Source organism: Nostoc sp. CMAA1605 (genome assembly GCF_021596505.1).
Taxonomy (GTDB): Bacteria; Cyanobacteriota; Cyanobacteriia; order Cyanobacteriales; family Nostocaceae; genus Trichormus.
This window is the reverse complement of record NZ_PJIZ01000007.1, coordinates 90,569-111,790: the sequence shown is the minus strand read 5'-3', so window position 1 is coordinate 111,790 and position 21,222 is coordinate 90,569. Positions and strand designations below refer to the sequence as shown.

The following is a 21,222-nucleotide window of genomic DNA, read 5'->3' as shown; positions in this document are numbered from 1 at the left end:
CCTATGCCCTATGCCCTTTCTTTGAGAAATGATGCAACTGTTTGATTAAATGCGGCTGGTGCAGTTAAGAAAGGCCAGTGATTACCAGGAACTTGGCAGATGCGGAGATTTTTTAAGTGGGTTTTATAGGGTTTGATTTGCCAGTCAAAACGGTTTAATCCTTGTTCTGGCTGGATGAATAGGGAGGGAGTGTCTATAGGGGCGATGAACCCAGGGACGCGCATCACGTCTTCAAAAATGCCGTCACGGGCGTTGATAGTGAACTTACTACCCCAACTGCCATCGGGTTTTTGTTCTAGTCCGGTTTGAAAAACTTGCTGTTGTAATGTACTCCAACCCTGATACTGATTTAACTGCTTGGCTTGGGTTTCGGCTGCTTCGTAGCTGGTAAATGGCCCCATCCCCTTCAGAAAAGATAGATAACGGTACAACAGGGGGAAAGTTAGCCGGAACAGGCTGGGCATTTGCCAAATGAAAATGGGATCAACTAGCACCATACTCCGTAGACGTTGGGGGCTAACTCTAGCCCAGATAGCAGCTAGTTTACCTGTCCAGGAATGAGTCACAATATCAGCAGATGACCACCCCAGATGATCCATGAGTAATTCTAGATCAGCGATCGCACTAGCAAAAGTATAGTCTGTTTCTGGCTTACTACTTTCACCATGACCCCGCATATCAGGCGCAACTATATGATACTCCGCCGCCAAATCATCTCCCAAGCTCGACCACACCAAAGCATGATCTGCTAACCCATGCAGCAGCAGCAAAGGCTTTTTACCTTGATTCCACTCCAGGTAAGACAATTTAATCTCAGATGTTACTAAAGTTTGGCGTACAGGCATTGTCTGGAAAAATTCAAAATTCAAAATTCAAAATTCAAAATACTCTACGAGTAGGCTTACGCCTACAAAATTCAAAATGAGGAAAGTCTGAGTTGGCATCCTGGTTGGTGGAATAGTGTAAATTCCAAGCACGTTGACTAATTACATCCATCCTGAGAGATATAATTGCGCGTTTATTATGGTACTGCGAAAGCCTGGACTTACCAAGGGTAGGTTAGATGTTCTCTTTGCAATAGGGACTGGGGACTGGGGGTTGGGGAGGCAGGGGGAGCAGGGGAAGCAGGGGAAGCAGGGGAAGCAGGGGAAGAAAAACTTCACTCATTACTTATTACTTATTACTTATTACTCATTACTCATTACTCAGCACTCAGCACTCATTACTCAGCACTCCTATGTATCTGACTAAACGGCACATCCATCACCGGAAAATTTTCCCATCCAGGCGCGTCAAAGTGCCACCATTCTGTTGATAAACCGGTAAATCCCTGTTTTTTCATCGCATCTTCTAGCAATTGGCGATTTTTGCGCGATTCTGTGCTACCACCGTTATAGTCTCTGTGGGATGCTGGGGTAAAAGTATCAAATGCACTGGGCATTTCTAGTTCTTGTCTGTTGCGGTTAACTAGCGTCAAATCAACGGCTGCACCTCGATTATGTCGAGAACCATAGGCTGGGTTAGCTACATATCTATTATCTGGTAGTGTCTGCCACATGAGTTTCTGCACAGATAATGGCCTGTAGCAATCATAAACTTTTAGCCCTAATTGGTTTTTCTCTAAATCTGCTTGGACTTTGGCTAGCTTCTGGGCGACTCCATACCGCAGTACACACCTAGCTTCGGGGTAGAGTTGCTTTTTGAGAAAGTTATTTTTTGTGGCGTAGCGAATATCAATGGCGATGTTTTGATTAATTGATTGAATATCTACTAACTGACTCTCGTCTGTAACAGGAATTTTCTGTTGTTGATTTAATGTGGGAGTAGGGTTAGCAGAGATAACTATATTATTGGGGGTTGATGTCTGGATAACAGATTGAGCATTAATCGATTCGCTATGACGACAACTAACGATTAATAATAATGTGGTGATGGTTAAAATTATAAATCTTAAAGATTGATAAAACATATAGGATTCCTATTTAATTTTTGAAAAAAATTAGTACATTTTGATTTTTTCTTTCCTGTTCCCTGTTCCCCGTTACCTGTTCCCTCCCTACGCAAATAATTTCAGGAATCAAAGCGGATTCCTATAGATTTTTCAGATATTAATTACAAATTCTACGGGTGCGATTAGCCGCTAACCATCCTTTTAGGGGTTGATCAATTAAATACCAGCCATTTTGTGTTTGCACAACAGATATGGGTGTGCCATTTTCTAATTGTCCGATAAGTGTATCGTCCACACTAGGGCCAGAACGCACATTTAAAGTGGGGTCGTCGGGATCAGCCACTTCTATAACGCAAGTGATGGGAGTTGGTGAAATTACAGATGTGGGTGTTGATGTGGGTTGATTGTTGGTAGGGTTATTAGTAGTAATAATAGTTGTTGGTGTAGGTGTTGGGTTGGTACTGTTGGGCGATATCATAATATTTTTGGAGATATTCACATCAACATTCACTGGTGATTTTGATGGGGTAAGATTTTGATAAGCATAATATGCGCCTATTCCTCCTAATAGCATGATACTAACGCCAGCTAGTAATTTAATTGGTGGTTTTGATGGTGGTGGTTGTGGTGTATTTGTTAAGTGAACTGTAACAGGAACTTGTGGTGATCGCGTGGATTTTGTGGGTTCTACAAAAGCTTGTTCAATAGTTTGCAAACGCTGTAAAATTTCTGTGGCATTTTGAGGTCTATTACCAGGAAATGGCTGCATCATCCCATCAATTAAATCTGCTAAACCAGGGGAAATCTGATGAGCCTGTTCACGCCATTTTAATTGACCTGTGTGGTACTCTTCATTAAATTCTGTGGGATTTTTTCCCGTTAGTAAATAAACAAATGTTCTTCCCAACGCGAAAAAATCTGATTGAGGTACGGCTTTACCATTCATTTGTTCGCTAGGAGTGTAACCTGCGGAAATAATTCCTGTGACTTGCTGTCCTTCTAGCTTGTGCATGAAGGTTTGGGTGACTTCTCTGGCTGTACCAAAATCAATTAATGCTAATTGTCCATTTGGTCTGAGGATAATATTGGGGGGTTTAATATCGCGGTGGAAATATTGTTTTTGGTGAACTACTTGCAAAATTTCTATGAGTTGTTTTAACCAGCGTATAGCTGCACGTTCAATAATTGGTTCATGATTACGCGCTTGCATCCAGGTTTCTAAGTTCATTCCCTCTATTTTTTCCATGATTAAACAGTGTAGAGGGGGACTATTTTTAGGATGAAAAATAAAATATCCGTCAGCTTCTACTCTGGGAATACCTGGATGATGCAACTGTTGTAATACAGCCGCTTCTTGTTGAAAAAGTTCTATGGCTTTGGGTTGAGTATTATGGAGAACCTTTAAAATCTTTTGTGTACCGTTGTCCTCAATTTCAAAGGTTTTACCAAAACCACCAATACCCAATGGTCTAATCACTCTGTAGCATCCTTGCAACAGCAAATCAGAACCACAGGCTACACAAAACATCGAGATATCCGTATTCTGAGGCTGGGGACAGTGAGGATTGATGCAATAACTCATAAGTAGTTGCAATAAGATTACATTTGTAGTATAGAAATTGGTAAATACAAATACAAACTTTGTGAACTAAATTCAGAATTTCCCACAGGGATGTTACTCTCACGCTATAAGAATAATAATGAAGAGTAAAAAGCAACGTCATCTCCTGCGTCAATCACTGGCCGTTTTTCGTTACAGTGGACGGGCGATAAATTTAGTGTGGACGACTAGCCGCACTTTGACCATTATTTTGGCTGGTTTCACTTTATTAGCTGGTTTATTGCCTGCGGCGATCGCTTACTTTGGTAAATTAATTGTGGATGCTGTAGTATTGGCATCCCAAGGAAACACCGAGGGGAATATTTACTTACCTTTATTGTATGTTGGCTTAGAAGCGATCGCTGTAGTTCTACTGGCAGGTTCTCAACGAGGATTAATCATCTGTCAATCTCTATTGCGCGTCCTCTTAGCCCAAAGAGTCAACGTTTTAATTTTAGAAAAAGCCCTGACTTTAGATTTACCCCACTTTGAAAACTCAGAATTCTATGACAAATTAACCAACGCCAGACGAGAAGCATCCACACGTCCCCTTTCATTAGTTAACCGCACCTTTGGCTTAGTTCAAAATGCCCTTTCCCTCATCACCTACGGCGTTTTATTATTCAACTTCTCCATTTGGGCAGTCATTGTTTTAATTATGGCAGCCATGCCAGCTTTTATTGCCGAAACTCGCTTTGCTGGCGAAGCCTTTCGTTTATTTAGTTGGCGCGCACCAGAAACCCGCAGACAGCAATATATAGAACATCTCTTAGCTAGAGAAGATTTTGCGACGGAAATTAAACTCTATCAACTAGGAGAAATGCTGTTAGGACGTTACCGCGACGTATTTCACCAACTCTATCACGAAGACCGTGATTTAACTATCCGCCGGGGAATGTGGGGATACTTATTAAGCTTAGTCAGTACAATCGCCTTTTACATCGCCTACGCTTGGATTGTCTTTGAAACCGTAGTCGGGAGAATTTCTTTAGGCGATATGACTATGTATCTCACAGTTTTTCGCCAAGGACAATCTACCTTTAGTAACGCCCTCACCTCCATTGGTGGGATGTATGAAGATAACCTCTATCTTTCCAACCTCTACGAATTCCTTGAAGAAAAAGTCACTCAACCTCTAGGTAGAATCACCAAAGGAGTTGACCCCCAAGACGGTATCCGCTTTGAAAACGTCTCATTTACCTATCCTGGAAACTCTAAACCGGCTTTAAAAAACATTTCCCTACATTTGAAACCAGGCGAAAAATTAGCCATTGTCGGTGAAAACGGTTCTGGGAAAACCACCTTAATTAAACTCCTGACTCGACTATATACCCCAGACTCCGGCAGAATTTTATTAGATGGCGTAGATTTACAATCATGGAATGTAGATAAACTCCGCCAACGCATTGGCGTAATTTTTCAAAACTTTGTCCGCTATCAATTCACCGTCGGGGAAAATATCGGTATAGGTGATGTAGATAGCCTCAATGATATAACCCGTTGGCAAACCGCCGCCCAAAAAGGCAAAGCCCACTACTTTATTGAACGCTTACCCCAACAGTTTCAAACTCAACTCGGCAAATGGTTTAAAAATGGACAAGAATTATCTGGTGGACAATGGCAAAAAATCGCCCTCGCCCGTGCCTTCATGCGGACTAAAGCCGATATTTTAGTTTTAGATGAACCCACATCAGCCATAGATGCTCAAGCTGAATATGAGATTTTCAATCATTTTCGCGCCCTTACCGAACATCAAATGGTATTTTTAATTTCTCACCGATTTTCAACAGTCAGAATGGCAGACAAAATCCTGGTAATTGATAATGGGGAAGTGGTAGAACAGGGAACTCATGAAGAATTGCTAGCGCATGAGGGACTATATGCCAGATTATTTTTATTACAGGCGGCGGGTTATCATTGAAACCCTATCAAAAGGCAGGATTAATCCCATAACGTGAAAAGTTAGATGCTAATTTGTTAGGTGCGTCAGTATGAAGATTCTCGTTGTGTAATTCGGTTTTTCCCGACTGACGCACCCTACATACTTGAAAAAACCAAACTATGTAAAGTAATGTAAAAAAAACCTGAATTTAGTTCGTAGTAAGGACTTTAGTCCTTAAGAGAGGACTAAAGTCCTCACTACAAACCTTTAATTATTTACACCGTTCTACTTAAATACTATTTAAAAGAGAATTTTTAAAATCTACCGCACTCTTGAAATAAATTTCCGGCTTTTCTATTAGTCCCAAATCAATTACTTCCGCTAACTTCTTGGGGATACTTGCATTGCGTTGCAGAATTGGTACAGGATCATTTTGCAACACAGCTAAAAACGGATCACCTGTAAAATTGCGCGGCAACTCTCCTGTTAACATATTATAGAGAGATGCAGCAGTTGCCCAAACATCAACTTCTGGTTGTACATATTTAAAATTAAGTAGCTGTTGACGAGGGATAAAAGCAGGTGTTCCAGCTTTAGAACCTGTGAGTGTTTGTCCGCTTAATCCTGCTAAATCAAAAGCTTTAGCTAAACCATAATCACCTATTTTGGCGGTAATCTTACCGTCAATGTAATTAAGTAAAATATTACCTGGTTTCAAATCACGGTGGACTAAACCCCTGCCTTTACCAAAACCACCATCGCTTAATTTCACATAAGGAATTTCTGCATTATGACTATATTCCAAACCGTTGAGAACTTGCAGAGTAATTGATAATGCAATATCAACAGGTAACTTGCCACCATATTGTTGCATTAAATCTGCAACAGTTCCTCCAGCACAATATTCCATCGTGAAGAAGAAAATACCCTCAAAAAAGCCATAATCAATGACTTGCACTACATGAGGATGCTTTAAATATTTAGTATTTTCTGTCTCTCGTAAAAACCTCTGCACAGCATTTTCATTTCCTGAAATTGCAGGTAGCATTACTTTTAAAGCGATCAATTTACCTGAATTGTTATGCTGTGCTAAATAAACTTCACCAAACCCGCCTCTACCCAACAATTTAATGATATTGTACCCTTGAATCGCCAGCAATTGATTATTTCCATTTGCTGCTAAACCCAACCAGCGTTTGATAATTTCTAAGAAGTTGGGCGGTTGTGTTGGTGGTTGATTATGATTAATAGTGACAGGATAAAAGTTAGGAATGTTTATTTCTGCTGGGTCAGATTCGATATGAACTGCAAACACAGTGTTGCCTAATTCAATCTCATCATCAAATTGTAAATCGTATTCAGGAAAATTTAGTTTTGCCCCTTCTTCTGGTGTTTGATGTGCTTCTCTTTGCCCAATTTTTTGACCGTTTACATAAGTACCATTTTTACTACCAAAGTCTCTAATTCTTATATTTGGTGGCATTATATCTAACAAACAGTGATAGCGCGAAATCGTTTTATGGTCTGCATCATCTGGTAGTTGAATATTTGCCTCTGGGCTTCTACCTATGATACAGGTAGTGCGGGAATCGAAGGTATATTGTCTTCCTAAGAGTTTACCTTTAACAATAGTAATGGTAATTTTTGCAGACATGGGATGTTTTTAAATTAGATTTATAGTTTAAATTGATAGGTAAGTATAACGGTGGAAATAATGAAATGTTCGTAGTAAGGACTTCAGTCCTGATTTGAGGACTAAAGTCCTTACTACGAACCTGAAAGAAATGATTAATTTGACTCTAACCAATTAACTAAATCTGTGATGTTACTAAAATCTAATAAAGCTTCGCTCAGATTTTCTAGTTGGTTTACAGAAAGGGATTGGATACGTTTTTGGATTTCTGGCGATAGTTCACCCAATCGTCTTTTGAGTAGTTTTAGAATAATTCCTAATTCACCTTCTTGTTTCCCTTCTTGTCTCCCTACTTCTTTGCCCTCTTCTCTTCCACGCTCATAACCAATGCGCTCGGCTGAGGTAATATATCTCATAGTCCTTTCCTGCTCTAATTGTTGAACTTCTGAACACAATTGATTTTCTAATGCTTTTGGTAAGATCATAACCCAATCGATAAATCGATAGAGGTTACGAATATCTTGTTCTTGTAAGCCTAAATCATACAATCTGCGAATCAAGCTGAATTTCCAGATTTTGCGTTCTTGGGGTGATGAGCGTGTTTGTTGGGTTTTTAAATGCGCCATCACGACTGTCGCAAAGGGATTAGTGTTAGTTTCTAACTCATCAAAGCGATTTTCGTAATCTAACAGTTTCACTATGCCGAATTCAAAATTTAGGCGAGTTTGGGGATAATTGTAACTGTAATTATTTGGTCGCCATTGGCGGTTGGTGTCGCATAATATTGCTAAACTAATGGCTGGTTTTTCAAATCTGTCGAAGATACGAAAGTTGTAGGTGAACATCCGTTTACTAAAGTCATCTTCTTTTTGGGCTTGAATTTCTACGTGGATTAATAACCAGAGTTCTTCCCCTTGGATTTGCCAAACTTTGACTAATTGATCAGCATAGCGTTTACCTTGTTCGGCTTCACGGGCGATTTGTTGAAATTCGGTGTTGAGAAATTCATAAGGGCGTTCCCAGTTAATTAATGCAGCAGTTTCGGGGAAAAAGAATTGCATGGCTTGGGGGAAATATGCTTCGAGTATTTCTTTCCACGGGCTGTCAAAATCTGCGCGTTCACTATTGTCTGTCATGAATTGATAGTAGATGACTTTATTCATATTGTAGGTTGGGTTGAGTGGAGCGAAACCCAACATTGATATCTAATTTTAAATAAATTCTTATTGCATTATGGACTTTGGTGTTGGGTTTCCTTACGTCAAACCAACCTACATTTAGTTTTATATGTCCAGACAAATAAGACAATTTCAGGCAGGATATTCTTACCACATCACTATTAGATGTAATAATCGTGAGTTCCGTTTAACCAGGTGGGAATGTCGTCAAGTTTTACTTTATGCCATCAAAAAGGCTATAGATAAATACCAGTTTAAATTGTATGGTTTGTGCATTATGAGTAATCACATTCATTATCTCATCGAACCGCGCGAACCTGAAGATGTACCCAAAATTATGCACTGGTTAAATTGGTATACTGCTATGTGTTTTAACCAAATGCTCAACCGTACAGGACATTTTTGGGAAAAGCGTTATCACAGTACAGGGTTTGAGAATACAGATAAAAAACGGGCTTTAAATACTTTGCGTTATATTCATGCTAACCCGAAGGCGGCGGGGATACAGCAAGGATTTTTTTATGACTTTAGTAATTATGGTGTTCATGATCGCTTAGGTGATGATGGTATCACAACTTGGCATCCGGCGTTTTTGTCTCTGGGGAAGACTTTAGATGAATGTGCGGCTAAATATCGAGGGTTTTGCAAAAAATACCGTCCCCAACCTAAACCGGAAAAACGACATCGTTGGGGAAGTCGGTTATTGGCAGGGATGAAACCTAAAGGTAAAGGTAAAAAGTGTTCACCGGGACAGTTGAAGTTACCTTGGGATGATTGGGAAATGAATAATGAGGAAATTGAACGGGTAGCGTCTAAGTTTGTTAAAGCGAATTGTTATAACCCTAACCCTATAGCTAAGGATAATGTACTACAAAAAGAAGGGCCAGAATGAAAAGAACGCAGTGCCAGGTATCGAAAACCCAGAACCCGCAAGACTTCGTGAGAAATCGCCTATTCATAAAAGTTAATAATTCTCTGTAAGTTAATAACAATATGTTACAGTCTACAAGTCTCGACGCGAGAGAAGAGACCCCCAAAAACCCCCAAACCCCAACCCCCACCCCCCCAACCACCAAAAACCACCACCAAAACCCCCATCCGCCCACCCAAACACCCAATCTCTATCACCCCCCAGGGAGGTGTGCTTCTGGTGCTGTTATATCAAACGTAATATCCCTGTAGTACAACCAGTCTCCTCCTTTCCGCCATCCTACCTTGTCGCCAAAGGCTTGCCAAATCTCCTTGTTGTACTCTCTCGTTCCCCCCAAACTTTGATAAATGCGCTTTTGAACAGAAAACCCAAACCGCCCATTGCTGTATTTTACCCATAACTGGTCAATGATGCGGAGGTCTTCACAGGGAAAATTATCAATGTCTTCTACTCGTAACCAACCTTCTTTTTCCCGTTGTGCCACCGCTAACATTACCCGTGCCGTTTCCTCATCTGCTTCATACCACTTCCCAGCAGCGAGTAAGTCACGCAGTTGGCGGTAGTCCATCCCCACAGATGACTTTAATTGTACTTCTGGATCGCCACTACTAACCAAACCTAAATTTTTCCGAAATTCTAAGACTGTGGGAGTACGTTCTTGCGGTTGTAATGCCATCCCTTGAAGAATCGCCCCATTCACCCTATCACTAATCTGGGAGTTAAATTGCTGTGGTGGCGGTAAAGGGATACCAGTCTTGCGAAAATTAGCTGGAAAAGGAACTTCTCCTGTTAACAAACTATACAGGGTGGCTGCTAAAGCGTAAACATCCGTGTAAGTACCAAAATTCCCCCGTCGTTCATACTGTTCAAGGGGTGCATAACCTTCTGTCTTAGCACTAGTCATGCTTCCTGTTCTACCCGTAGTAAATTCACGGGCTAAACCAAAGTCAATTAATACTGCTTCTTTGGTGGTGCGTCGCAGCAAAATATTATTGGGTTTAACATCTCGATGTAAAAAACCTCTCTGGTGGATATATTCTAAAGCGTTACCTACCTGCTCGACGTAGCATAACGCCTCATGCTCTGACAATTTACCCTGTTGATCAATATATTCTGCTAAATCCTGTCCATCAATGTATTCCATCACCATCACCCACAGTTGATTTTCTTGAAATACGTCATGAACTTCGACAATATGGGGATGATGACATTTAGCTAACCGAAAGGCTTCTTGGACAAATTTTTGTTGTTGTTCGGGAAAGTCTGGCTTCGTTTGTTGCAGATGATTCAGGGTTTTGAGGACAAATGTTTTACCTGTGCGTTGTTCTATTGCGCTGTAGGTGATACCGTAACCACCACTACCTATGACTTTTTGAATGGTGAAGCGTTGGTTTTGGATGTTTTGATTGGGTGTCCAAATTTGCATAGGTGATGGTTAGAGTTTTTTCTAGTATATTAAATCATCAGTTTAGGGGTCTATTTAGGAATTTTCAGCGTACCTGGAAAAACTCTCTCTAAATCAATACGGTTCAGTTAAGGGTATTGGTGTAGATGATTGATTGGTTGTTGAAGAGGCGATAAATCGCGCCTCTACATGAGGATTTTGGGCTGCTCTGAACTGTATTGCTCTCTAAATCTGTCTCCTATATGAAAGTTACCAAGGTGTTCTGTGTTGATAGGGTTGCTAAGGTGCGTCAGTATGAATATTTTCGTTGTGTAATTAGGTTTTTTCACACTGACGCACCCTACATTTATCTATAGGTATTTGTAGGGGTGTGATATTCTGTGTCTCTAGTCGTTTAGGGAACATGAGAAAAATTATCTTATATTCAGGGTTTGGTAAGGTGCGTCAGTATATGTATTAGCGTGGCGAGGCTAAATTTGTGCATTATAGTGAAATGCAATTAAACGCAGATAAACGCGGATAAACGCGGATGAATAGATATAGATATTGTCTGATTCCTTATACCAAGGGACTGCCCAGCCGATGTTGCTGAATCAGGCGAAAATGCTGATCAATTGACAAAAAGCCAGAAACAAAGATATCCTCAACTTTCATTGCATCAGCTATCGTTTGTAATCTGTATTAATTTATAAATAATTCATAATTGATAGAGAAAAGCTCTTACCTGTAAATGCGATCGCTATTAGAGTAGAAAATCCCTCAAAGAGAGTTTGCAGGAGTAAATTCAGGCAAATTGCAGGTAAATGAGGCAAAATGTTTCAAAAATAGTCATTGACCAGTAAACCTGTTCCTTGTTGCCTGCGCTATGAGTGTCAATAGTTACCAAGAGTCTGCCTTAGATATCACTACAGTAGTACAACTATCACAAGCAATTGCAGGTGAACTTGTGCTGTCTGATTTACTCCCAAACTTAATCTACATATTCATGGAGCATACTGAGGCGGACGTTGGCTTTTTAGTGATGGAGAAAGGTGGGGAATGGGTGATTGAAGCTGCTGGGCAGTTACAATTAGGAGAAATTAGCATTAATAGTTTATTGCAGTCTCTCCCAATTGCTAATTATTTATCTCAAAGTATCATCCATCAAGTAGCCGCAACACAGACAAGTATTGTTTTAAACAATGTAACTCCCATAGATACATTTACAACAATTGCTGATATTCAATATCATAAATCCCAATCTCTGCTATGTGTACCACTGGTCAATCAAGGGCAGCTCGAAGGCCTACTTTATCTAGAAAAACAGGAAGACACACCTTTTAGTGGATATCACTTGGCACTGATAGAAACTTTATCAGGACAAACAGCGATCGCTCTAGCTCATGCCCAACTGTACACCCAAATTAAAGAACGGGAAAATCAACTAGCACAAATATTAAACGCCCTTCCCATTGGTGTGGCTCTGCACGACACGACTGGCAAAATTGTCTACGCCAATTCCATTGCCGCGCAACTAGCTGGTGATGATGGAGCGCGAGCAGCCACAATTGCGGAAATTTCCCAAGCTTATCACCTGTATCGAGGCTCAACTGAACAGCTTTATCCTACAGATGAACTGCCAGTTGTCCGCGCTTTAGCGGGAGAAACATTAACAATCGATGATCTGGTTTTGGTGCAAGGTAATTGTGCGATCGCCCTCGAAGTAGTCAGTACACCAATTTATAACGAACAAGGGCAGACAGTCTATGCACTCTGCGCTATGCAAGATATTACTGAGCGCAAACAAGTGGAAATTGCCCTCAAAGAAAGTGAAGAACGCTTCCGTCAGCTAGCAGAAAATATTGATGCCATCTTCTGGATGAGAGCTAGTGATCAGTTTCAGATATTGTATATCAGTCAAGCTTATACTCGGATATTTGGAGGATCTGCCACTCAGATATTTGAGAATCCCCAGTCATTTTTTAATTTTGTCCATCCAGCAGATTTAGATAAAATCAAGACTGTCATCGTCAATTCCCAAGATAGCTTTGAGCTAGAGTATCGCATTATCCGCCCAGATGGTGAAATTCGCTGGATACGCGATCGCTGTTTTCCCATCCGCGACACCAAAGGGAAAATCTATCGCTATGCGGGGATTGCAGAAGATATCACCCAACGCAAGCAAGCAGACGCAAAAATTCACGAACAGGCTACCTTAATTGATATTTCCACTGACGCAATTTTCGTCCAGGATTTAGAAAATCGCATTTCATTTTGGAATGAAAGTGCTAAACATTTATACGGTTGGACAGCCGCAACTGTGATCGGCCAAAATGCCATCCAACTCTTATTTCACCCAGATGAAACCGCACTGCTAGCCAAAGAAATTCAACCCGCACTGACTCATCAAGGTGCTTGGCAAGGTGAACTGCTTCAAGTTACCCAAGACGGTAGAAAAATCACCGTTGCTAGCCGTTGGACTCTCGTCCGTGATGATCAAGGACAGCCAAAATCCATTTTAGTCACCAATACCGACATTACAGAGAAAAAACAAATCGAACAACAGTTTCTCCGCGCCCAAAGGCTAGAAAGCATCGGCACATTGGCTAGTGGTATTGCCCATGACTTAAATAATGTGCTGTCTCCCATATCCATGTCATTAGAATTATTGGAAAAAAAATTATCTGATCAACAAAGCCGACAATTACTCAAAATGCTCGATAGCAACGTTAAGCGAGGAGCCGCATTAATCAAACAAGTATTGTCGTTTTCCAGAGGTGTATCAGGAAAACGCATGATTATTCAGGTTAAGCACATAATTTCGGAAATCCAGCACATCATTCAACAGACTTTTCCTAAATCTATAGAATTTTCCACCCATATCGCTCCAGAACTGTGGACAATCAGTGGTGATGCCACGCAACTCAACCAAGTAATCATGAACTTGTGCATTAATGCTCGTGATGCTATGCCTAACGGTGGTTGTTTGCAAATCTTGGCGACAAATATTTTCATCGATGAATTATCTGTGCAGAAATATCCAGAAGCCGAAGTGGGTTGTTATGTGATGCTGGCTGTCACAGATACAGGTATGGGTATTTCTCCTGAGATATTGGAGAGAATGTTTGAGCCATTTTTTACTACCAAAGAAATCGGTAAGGGAACGGGATTAGGATTATCAACGGTAATTGGTATCATCAAAAGTCACGGCGGATTTATCAATGTCGAAACTACAGTAGGGAATGGGAGTCAATTTCAGGTATATCTACCAGCCGTTACAGGTCAACAATCGCAACCTCCAGCCGCTCAAGATATCCCCAAAGGTAATGGGGAATTAATTTTAGTGGTAGATGATGAACAATCGATTCGAGAAATGGCTAAAGCATTGCTGTTGAACCATAACTACAGGGTGTTAACAGCTAATAATGGTGTGGATGCGATCGCTGTATATATTCAGCACAAAACCGAGATTAATGTGGTACTGGTAGATATGGTCATGCCAGACATGGACGGCATTACAACTATCCACACACTACAAAAAATCAGCCCCACCGCTAAAATTATTGCTTCTAGTGGATTATTATCCAGCGATCAACTAGCTGAGGTGGCTAGTTCTGATGTGCAAGCGTTTTTACCCAAGCCCTACACTCTACCAGAATTATTACGGACGATATATTTGGTCAATAGTCAATAGTCAATAGTCATTAGTCATTAGTCATTAGTCATTCAATTTTAAATTCAATCCAAAATCCAAAATCCAAAATTCGCAGGGTGAATACGTATCAAAAATTTAGCTATTTTTATCTTTAATTTGCTTAATTGATACAAATCCTACAATCATGTGTATATAATGCAAGCAATTACTTGCAATTGTAAGCAAGTGCTTGCATAAATGTTATGAATCATTTAATGTCAAGAACAGCGCACACTCGGTCACGGTTAATCAATGCGGCAACTGAAGTATTTGCTGATGCAGGGTTAACGGGAGCTACTACCAGAGAAATTGCGCGGGTAGCAGGAGTCAATGAAGTTACTTTGTTTCGCCATTTTCAAACGAAGGAGCAACTTTTAGCGGCTGTGATTCAGCAAGCTATGGCTTTACAGGCACAAATGTTGGCTTATCAGGATGAATGGACTCAGGATTTACATATTGACTTGAGACATTATGCGCGGTTGTGTAATCGCATGATGGAAGAACACGAAGCCTTGATTCGGACATTTATTGGAGAAGCTAAACGCAATCCAGAAGTAGCTCGTCAAATTTTATACGATGCAGACCAAGCTCTGCGAGAACAGCTAGTCACCTATCTTACAAAAGCTCAGAAGAAGGGAAAAGTACGCACAGATGTAGATTTGCGGGCTGCTGTAGATAGTTTTACTGGAATGCTATTGTATGGAGTATTACGTCGGGGTCATGCTACTGGTACATTGGGTTATAGTCGTGCTTGTTACATTGAAACCTGTGTGCAGATATTGGTCAGTAGCTTAGAGATATAGGGAAAAATGACAAGTTTATTCTAGATTTGCCACTATGTATCAACGTAATATCACAGATTGCTACGACAGATATTAATCATCAATAGAGTTTTTAAAGATTCACCTTAACAGAAGAGATTTACGTAATTTTTCTAGCTGAGATTGAAGGACTAGTAACAATATATGTCTCATGAAGAACACTCTCATTCCTCTGTGCCAGTAGATACACAAGATACTCAAGGCACTGAAAAATCTGACAGTCCCTCATCAGAAAATCAATCGCTCTCCAATTCCCCTGGACAGAAGCCGCGTTGGCCTTTAATTGTGGGGGTGATTTTGCTGATTTTGGGTGGGGGTTTCGGCTGGAGATGGTGGCAAAGTAGCATGGCTGCCAATAGACAATCCGCAACAGCAGCTGGTAAACCGATGGGAATTCCGGTAAAAGTGGCGGAAGTAGAGTCAGGCAATTTACAGGAAAGCTCCGTATTTGTGGGGAGTTTAGAGGCACCGCGTTCAGTGGTAATTTCTCCAGAAGTGGAAGGTAGAGTTAGTCAGATTTTAGTCAGAGAAGGCGATCGCGTCCAGGAAGGACAAGCTATTGTTCGTTTGGACAGCGATAATGTTCAAGCGCAGTTATTACAAGCCAAAGCATCCCTAGAACAAAGCCGCGCCCGCCTCGCAGAACTGAAAGCTGGTACTCGCGTCGAAGAAATCGCCCAAGCCAGAGCGCAAGTAGCCCAAGCCCAAGCCAGATTAGCAGATGCCCAAGCCGGAGCGCGTCCAGAGGAAATTGCTCAAGCCGAGGCACAAATTGAATCAGCCAAATCGGAATTAGACTTAGCTAAATCCAGAGCCAAGCGATACGAACAACTGAGAAAAGAGGGTGCAGTTTCTCAAGACACCTTAGATTCATACTTGAAAGAACAACGCAGCGCAGAAGCTAGCTTACAAGAAGCCCAACGCAGATTAGAACAATTACGCAAAAGCCGCCGTTCTGACATTACCGAACTTACAGCAGCCCTAGAACAGCAAAGACAAAACCTCAGACAACTAGAAAACGGCGCGCGTCCCGAAGAAATTGCCCAAGCGCGATCGCAAGTTACCCAAGCCGCCGCCCAAGTCAAAGCTGCCGAAGTCCAAGTACGTTATACCAACGTTCTCGCACCGTTTACGGGAATTGTTGGTGATATTCCTGTGCGCGTGGGTAGCTTTGTCAGCAAAGGCGATCAACTCACCACACTTACCAGAAACAGTGCTTTAGAACTGAATATTTCCATTCCCCTCAACCAAGCCGCACAATTGCGGACAGGATTAACTGTACAGATGTTAAACGCCCAAGGCGAACCCACCGCCACAGGGAGAATTAGTTTCATTGAACCCAACGCCAACTCCAATTCCCAAACAGTCCTAGCCAAAGCCACCTTTAGCAACGGTACAGGACAACTACTCAATCGCCAACTAGTGCAAGCGAGAGTCATTTGGGGTGAACGTCCAGGGGTATTAATTCCCGTCACCGCCGTATCTCGCCTGGGTGGAGAAAGCTTCGTCTTTGTCGCCCAACCACCAGAAAAGCCCCAACCAGGAGGCACGTCTTTAGTAGCCAGCCAAAAGCCGGTGAAATTAGGAGCGATTGAAGGCAACAATTATCAAGTCCTAGAAGGGCTAAAACCCGGCGACAAAATCGTAGTTTCCGGCATACTCAACCTCAGTAACGGCGCACCCATTATTCCAGAGTAGAGGCTTTCAAGGGCAGGGGGGCAGGGGGCAGGGGAGAATTTACTTTCATTCCCAATCCCCAATACTTCGACAAGCTCAGTACAAGTCCCCAGTCCCCAGTCCCCAATACTTCGACAAGCTCAGTACAAGTCCCCAATCCCCAGTCCCCAGTCCCCAATCCCCAATCCCCAATCCCCAATCCCCATATATGTTCGTCGATTTCTTCATTAAGCGGCCAGTCTTTTCTACAGTCTGCGCGATTATTATTTTGCTGGTGGGACTCATCAGTATTCCCACCTTACCTATTGCCCGATTCCCAGATATTAGTCCGACACAAATCAACGTTGCTGCTAACTACACAGGCGCGAGTGCAGAAGTAGTAGAAAGTGGTGTGACAAATATCTTAGAACGGCAAATTAACGGCGTGGAAGGTGTTAAATATATTACTTCCAGCAGTAGTAATGATGGTTCTAGTAGTATCACCGTAACTTTCGATTCCTCACGGGATAAAGACATTGCTGCCGTCGATGTCCAAAATCGTGTTTCTGTGGCGGAAGCTCAATTACCGGATGTAGTGCAGCGTACAGGTGTGCGAGTCACTAAGCAATCTAATAATATTTTGTTGGCGATTGGTGTGTATACAGATAATCAGGAATATGACAACATATTTCTCAGTAATTACGCTGACCTGTACTTAACCGATGCCTTAAAACGAGTTAAAGGTGTGGGTGATGTGCGAATTTTTGGGGAACGTCGCTATGCTATGCGATTGTGGTTAGATCCTAATCGTTTAGCGAGTCGGGGTTTAACTACAGCAGATGTCACCAGTGCCTTGTCAGAACAAAACTTGCAAGTAGGTGCAGGGAGAATTGGCCAAGAACCTGCACCTAAAGGACAACAATATCAACTCGATGTCCGTGCAGCTAGCCGACTCACAGATGTCACAGAGTTTGAAGAACTGGTAATTAAAACTGAGAGTGATGGCACTTTAGTTAAACTCAAAGATGTTGGTAGAGCCGAATTAGGTGCGGAAAATTACAATACATTCTTGCGTTTCCGTGGCAAAGAGGCAGTAGGTTTAGGAGTTTATCAAGTCCCTGGTAGTAACGCCTTGGATGTAGCTAGGGGAGTGAAAGAGGAAATGGCTCGATTAGCTCCGAGTTTACCACCAGGAATGAAATATCAGGTAGCTTTTGACACTACTGGTTTCGTTGAAGAATCCCTGGCAGAAGTCGTAAAAACTTTGATAGAAGCTGTAGTTTTAGTAGTGCTAGTCATTTTTGTGTTCTTACAAGACTGGCGGACTACCTTAATTCCAGCTTTGACGATTCCTTTGGCTTTGGTGGGGACATTCGCCTTTGTCAAAGTCTTTAACTTTTCCATTAATAGTTTGACTTTGTTCGGTTTAACACTAGCATCGGGGATGGTGGTAGACGATGCGATTGTGGTAGTGGAGCAAATTAGCCGTTTTATTCAAGATAAAGGTATTCAACCCCGTCGCGCCGCTAGTGAATCGATGGCGGAACTGTTCGGTGCTGTGATTGCGACTTCCTTAGTATTGATGGCGGTGTTTGTTCCGGTGGCGTTCTTTCCGGGAACAACTGGCGCATTGTATCGACAATTTGCTTTAACCATCGCCTTTTCTATTGCCATTTCAACATTTTTAGCTTTGACTTTGACACCGTCATTGTGCGCGTTGTTACTACGCCAAGGACAAAAGCCGACAGGTTGGCTGGGGTGGATTTTTGATCGGTTTAATAATTTTCAGGATTGGGTGAGGGAGAGATACAAGCGATCGCTGACTTTCCTGACTCGGATTAAAAGCATTATCATTGGTCTATTCGTCGTTTCCTTGGGGATGACAGTTTGGCTATACACCACAGTTCCTACAGCCTTTTTACCCGATGAAGACCAAGGTTATTTCATCACGATTATTCAAGGGCCACAAGGGGTATCTTTGCAATACACCAGTGATGTGATGTCTAAGGTAGAAAAGGAAATTTTGCAACTACCAGAAGTAGTAGGAACTTTTGCAGTTGGTGGTTTTGGTTTTAGTGGGAGTACAGCCAATAGCGGGATTATCTTCACCACCTTAAAACCTTGGGATGAACGTCCCCGCCCCGACCAAACAGTACAATCTATCATTGGTAAATTGCAAGGTAAGTTTTTTGCTATTCCCGAAGCCAGAGTTTTTCCTGTCAACCCTCCTGGAATTCAAGGTTTGGGTAACTTTGGCGGTTTTACCTTCCAACTGCAAGACCGCAGAGGTAATAGCGGTTTAGAGAATTTGGTGCAGACTATGGGACAATTGCTAGGACGCGCCAACCAAACACCAGGATTACAAGCTGTATTTACTACCTTTGCTGCCAATACACCACAGTTATTAGTAGAAGTAGACCGCAACAAAGCCAAAGCCTTGCAAGTTTCTGTGAGTGATATTTTCAGTACCTTACAGACGGCTTTAGGTTCTCAGTACGTGAATGACTTTAACTTGCAACAGCGCAACTATCGAGTGTATGTGCAAGCAGACCAACAGTTTCGCGCTAACCCCAAAGATATCGAACAATTGTATGTGCGATCGCAAACTAATCAAATGATTCCTCTGGGTAATTTAGTCAAAGTTACCAATATTGTGGGGGCGCAAACAATTAATCACTACAATCTCTTTCGTTCCATTGAAATTAACGGTTCTGCTGCACCTGGTTTTAGTTCTGGGGATGCAATTAAAAAAATGGAAGAATCCGCCCAAGCAGTTTTACCTGCCGGTTATGGTTATGAATGGTCTGGTACTTCCTTAGAAGAACAAGAATCGGGTGGTTTAGCACCTGTAATTTTTGGTTTGGGACTAGTATTTGTCTTTTTGGTACTCGCCGCCCAATACGAAAACTATATAGACCCAATTATCATTCTCTTGTCAGTACCTCTGGCAATTTTTGGTGCCTTGGTAGCCCAATCAATGCGGGGTTTTGCTAATGATGTTTACTGTCAAATTGGTTTAGTGATGTTGATTGGGTTGGCTAGTAAAAACGCAATTTTGATTGTGGAATTCGCCAACCAATTACGCGAACAAGGACTAAGTATTACTAAAGCAGCAATTGAAGCATCTCAAGAACGTTTACGCCCAATTTTGATGACGGCTTTTTCTACACTCATCGGGATTTTTCCTTTAGCTGTTGCTACAGGTGCAGGTGCAGGAAGTCGCCAGTCCTTGGGAACCGCCGTGTTTGGTGGGATGTTAATCGCTACTTTCTTAAGTTTGTTTGTTGTTCCCATCTTGTATATTGTAATTAAGACAATGACTGAACGTTTTCTCAACTTCAATCAGAAACCAGCATTAGACACTGGTGCAACTTCATTAGATAGACAACCCGTGGCTTCAGGGACAAAAAACGATGATTAAGCCAGTAGAAAATCAGCTTTTAGATGGGTGAAAAATTATGTAAAAATCCTACATAATACCCATGTAAAGCCATCAAAATAATTCACTATCAGTATTTATTACCTATCCCCCAATCCCCAATCACCAATCCCCAATCCCAGAAAAAGTAAAAAGGCAAAATAATCCTTTCCTCTCTTTTTAATTTTGCCTTTTGCCTTTTGCATTTTACCTTTTACCTTTTGCCTTTTACCTAATCAGGTGTTGCTTATGAACTTCTCTTTACCTCGACAATATTTTTACCAAGAAATCCAGCATTCCGATGAGCATATTGACTTAGCCAAGGCAGCTTTATATATTGCTAAAGAAGAATATCCTTACATTGATATAGAAGAATACTTAAATGTTTTGGATACGATGGCAGAGGAAGTAAAAGAACGTTTGCCATCTTCCCGCTATCCATTGCGAGTTATTCAAACTATCAATCAATATCTGTATGATGATTTAGGATTCTTCGGGAATCAAAGTAATTATTATGACCCCTGTAATAGTTTTTTAAATGATGTAATTGACCGTCGCACAGGTATTCCGATTACAATGGCTCTGGTTTATTTAGAAATTGCCCGACGCATAGATTTTCCCATGTTAGGTGTAGGAATGCCAGGACATTTTCTGATTCGTCCGGCGATTCCAGAAATGGAGATTTTTGTTGATGCTTTCAATCGTGGCGAGGTGATGTTTGCCCAGGATTGTCAAGATAGAATCAATCAGATGTTTCAGCAAAATGTGCCTTTACGCCCAGAATTTTTAGCTACAGTCAGTAAGCGGCAGTTTTTAGCGAGAATGTTAGCTAATTTGAAATATATTTATTTGCGACAACAACAATTAGAAAAAAGCCTAGCTGTCGTAGAACGGATTTTGCTATTATTTCCCAATGCTGCTTCAGAAGTGCGCGATCGCGGTTTATTAAATTATCAACTAGGTAACTATTCTCAAGCAACAACAGACTTGCAAAACTATCTCACGAATACTCCCGAAACTGAAGATGCAGCTTTGATTCGCCGATTACTCAGTGATTTAGACAGTTAATTGATA

The 21,222-nt window shown here is 41.5% G+C and carries 14 protein-coding genes; 7 read left to right on the top strand and 7 right to left on the bottom strand.

The features are described from left to right. Window positions 1-8: 8 nt before the first annotated feature. The 3 genes from CV014_RS04590 to CV014_RS04580 all read right to left on the bottom strand — a co-directional run bounded on the left by CV014_RS04590 (window position 9) and on the right by CV014_RS04580 (window position 3,533). Window positions 9-845 carry an alpha/beta fold hydrolase gene (locus CV014_RS04590; protein WP_236140945.1) on the bottom strand — a complete coding sequence of 279 codons (837 nt, stop codon included), beginning with the start codon at window positions 843-845 and terminating at the stop codon, window positions 9-11. A gap of 377 nt (window positions 846-1,222) precedes the next feature. Further along, on the bottom strand, window positions 1,223-1,969 hold the full coding sequence (locus CV014_RS04585; protein WP_236140935.1) for a M15 family metallopeptidase: 747 nt from the start codon (window positions 1,967-1,969) through the stop codon (window positions 1,223-1,225). A 139-nt stretch (window positions 1,970-2,108) separates the two neighbouring features. After that, complete coding sequence (locus CV014_RS04580; RefSeq protein WP_236140934.1) at window positions 2,109-3,533, bottom strand: serine/threonine protein kinase; 1,425 nt, start codon at window positions 3,531-3,533, stop codon at window positions 2,109-2,111. A 118-nt stretch (window positions 3,534-3,651) separates the two neighbouring features. Between CV014_RS04580 and CV014_RS04575 the strand changes: the two genes are divergently transcribed. Next, window positions 3,652-5,472, top strand: coding sequence for an ABC transporter ATP-binding protein (locus CV014_RS04575; RefSeq protein ID WP_236140933.1), 1,821 nt, complete (start codon window positions 3,652-3,654; stop codon window positions 5,470-5,472). Window positions 5,473-5,722: 250 nt separating this feature from the next. On the opposite strand, the gene CV014_RS04570 is transcribed toward CV014_RS04575, so the two are convergent. Beyond that, window positions 5,723-7,087: a protein kinase domain-containing protein gene (locus tag CV014_RS04570; protein WP_236140932.1), complete on the bottom strand. Its 1,365-nt coding sequence runs from the start codon at window positions 7,085-7,087 to the stop codon at window positions 5,723-5,725. Between the two features lie 134 nt (window positions 7,088-7,221). Continuing rightward, window positions 7,222-8,202: a DUF4351 domain-containing protein gene (locus CV014_RS04565; RefSeq protein ID WP_236140931.1), complete on the bottom strand. Its 981-nt coding sequence runs from the start codon at window positions 8,200-8,202 to the stop codon at window positions 7,222-7,224. 151 nt (window positions 8,203-8,353) lie between these two features. Here CV014_RS04565 and CV014_RS04560 point away from each other — a divergent pair, with 151 nt between their 5' ends. Then, window positions 8,354-9,136, top strand: a complete 783-nt coding sequence (locus CV014_RS04560; RefSeq protein ID WP_236140930.1) for a transposase — start codon at window positions 8,354-8,356, stop codon at window positions 9,134-9,136. A 232-nt stretch (window positions 9,137-9,368) separates the two neighbouring features. Here the strand turns inward: CV014_RS04560 and CV014_RS04555 are convergent, their stop codons facing one another. Further along, entirely contained in the window at window positions 9,369-10,601 is a 1,233-nt protein-coding gene (locus CV014_RS04555; RefSeq protein WP_236140929.1) for a serine/threonine-protein kinase, read from the bottom strand. Window positions 10,602-11,445: 844 nt separating this feature from the next. Here CV014_RS04555 and CV014_RS04550 point away from each other — a divergent pair. The 3 genes from CV014_RS04550 to CV014_RS04540 all read left to right on the top strand — a co-directional run bounded on the left by CV014_RS04550 (window position 11,446) and on the right by CV014_RS04540 (window position 16,772). Then, complete coding sequence (locus CV014_RS04550) at window positions 11,446-14,253, top strand: hybrid sensor histidine kinase/response regulator (RefSeq protein WP_236140928.1); 2,808 nt, start codon at window positions 11,446-11,448, stop codon at window positions 14,251-14,253. A 215-nt stretch (window positions 14,254-14,468) separates the two neighbouring features. Next, window positions 14,469-15,056 carry a TetR/AcrR family transcriptional regulator gene (locus CV014_RS04545; RefSeq protein WP_236140927.1) on the top strand — a complete coding sequence of 196 codons (588 nt, stop codon included), beginning with the start codon at window positions 14,469-14,471 and terminating at the stop codon, window positions 15,054-15,056. Between the two features lie 162 nt (window positions 15,057-15,218). Continuing rightward, the gene (locus CV014_RS04540) at window positions 15,219-16,772 is read left to right on the top strand and encodes an efflux RND transporter periplasmic adaptor subunit (protein WP_236140926.1); all 1,554 of its coding nucleotides are present in this window, start codon (window positions 15,219-15,221) and stop codon (window positions 16,770-16,772) included. Here CV014_RS04540 and CV014_RS04535 read toward each other — a convergent pair. Then, window positions 16,759-16,950 (bottom strand): hypothetical protein, encoded by a 192-nt coding sequence (locus tag CV014_RS04535; RefSeq protein WP_236140925.1) that lies wholly within the window; start codon window positions 16,948-16,950, stop codon window positions 16,759-16,761. The genes CV014_RS04540 and CV014_RS04535 overlap by 14 nt on opposite strands. 9 nt (window positions 16,951-16,959) lie before the next feature. Between CV014_RS04535 and CV014_RS04530 the strand changes: the two genes are divergently transcribed. Together CV014_RS04530 and CV014_RS04525 are read left to right on the top strand one after the other, a co-directional pair. Further along, the gene (locus CV014_RS04530; RefSeq protein ID WP_236140924.1) at window positions 16,960-20,151 is read left to right on the top strand and encodes an efflux RND transporter permease subunit; all 3,192 of its coding nucleotides are present in this window, start codon (window positions 16,960-16,962) and stop codon (window positions 20,149-20,151) included. Window positions 20,152-20,397: 246 nt separating this feature from the next. Beyond that, on the top strand, window positions 20,398-21,216 hold the full coding sequence (locus CV014_RS04525) for a SirB1 family protein (RefSeq protein ID WP_236140923.1): 819 nt from the start codon (window positions 20,398-20,400) through the stop codon (window positions 21,214-21,216). Window positions 21,217-21,222: the final 6 nt, after the last annotated feature.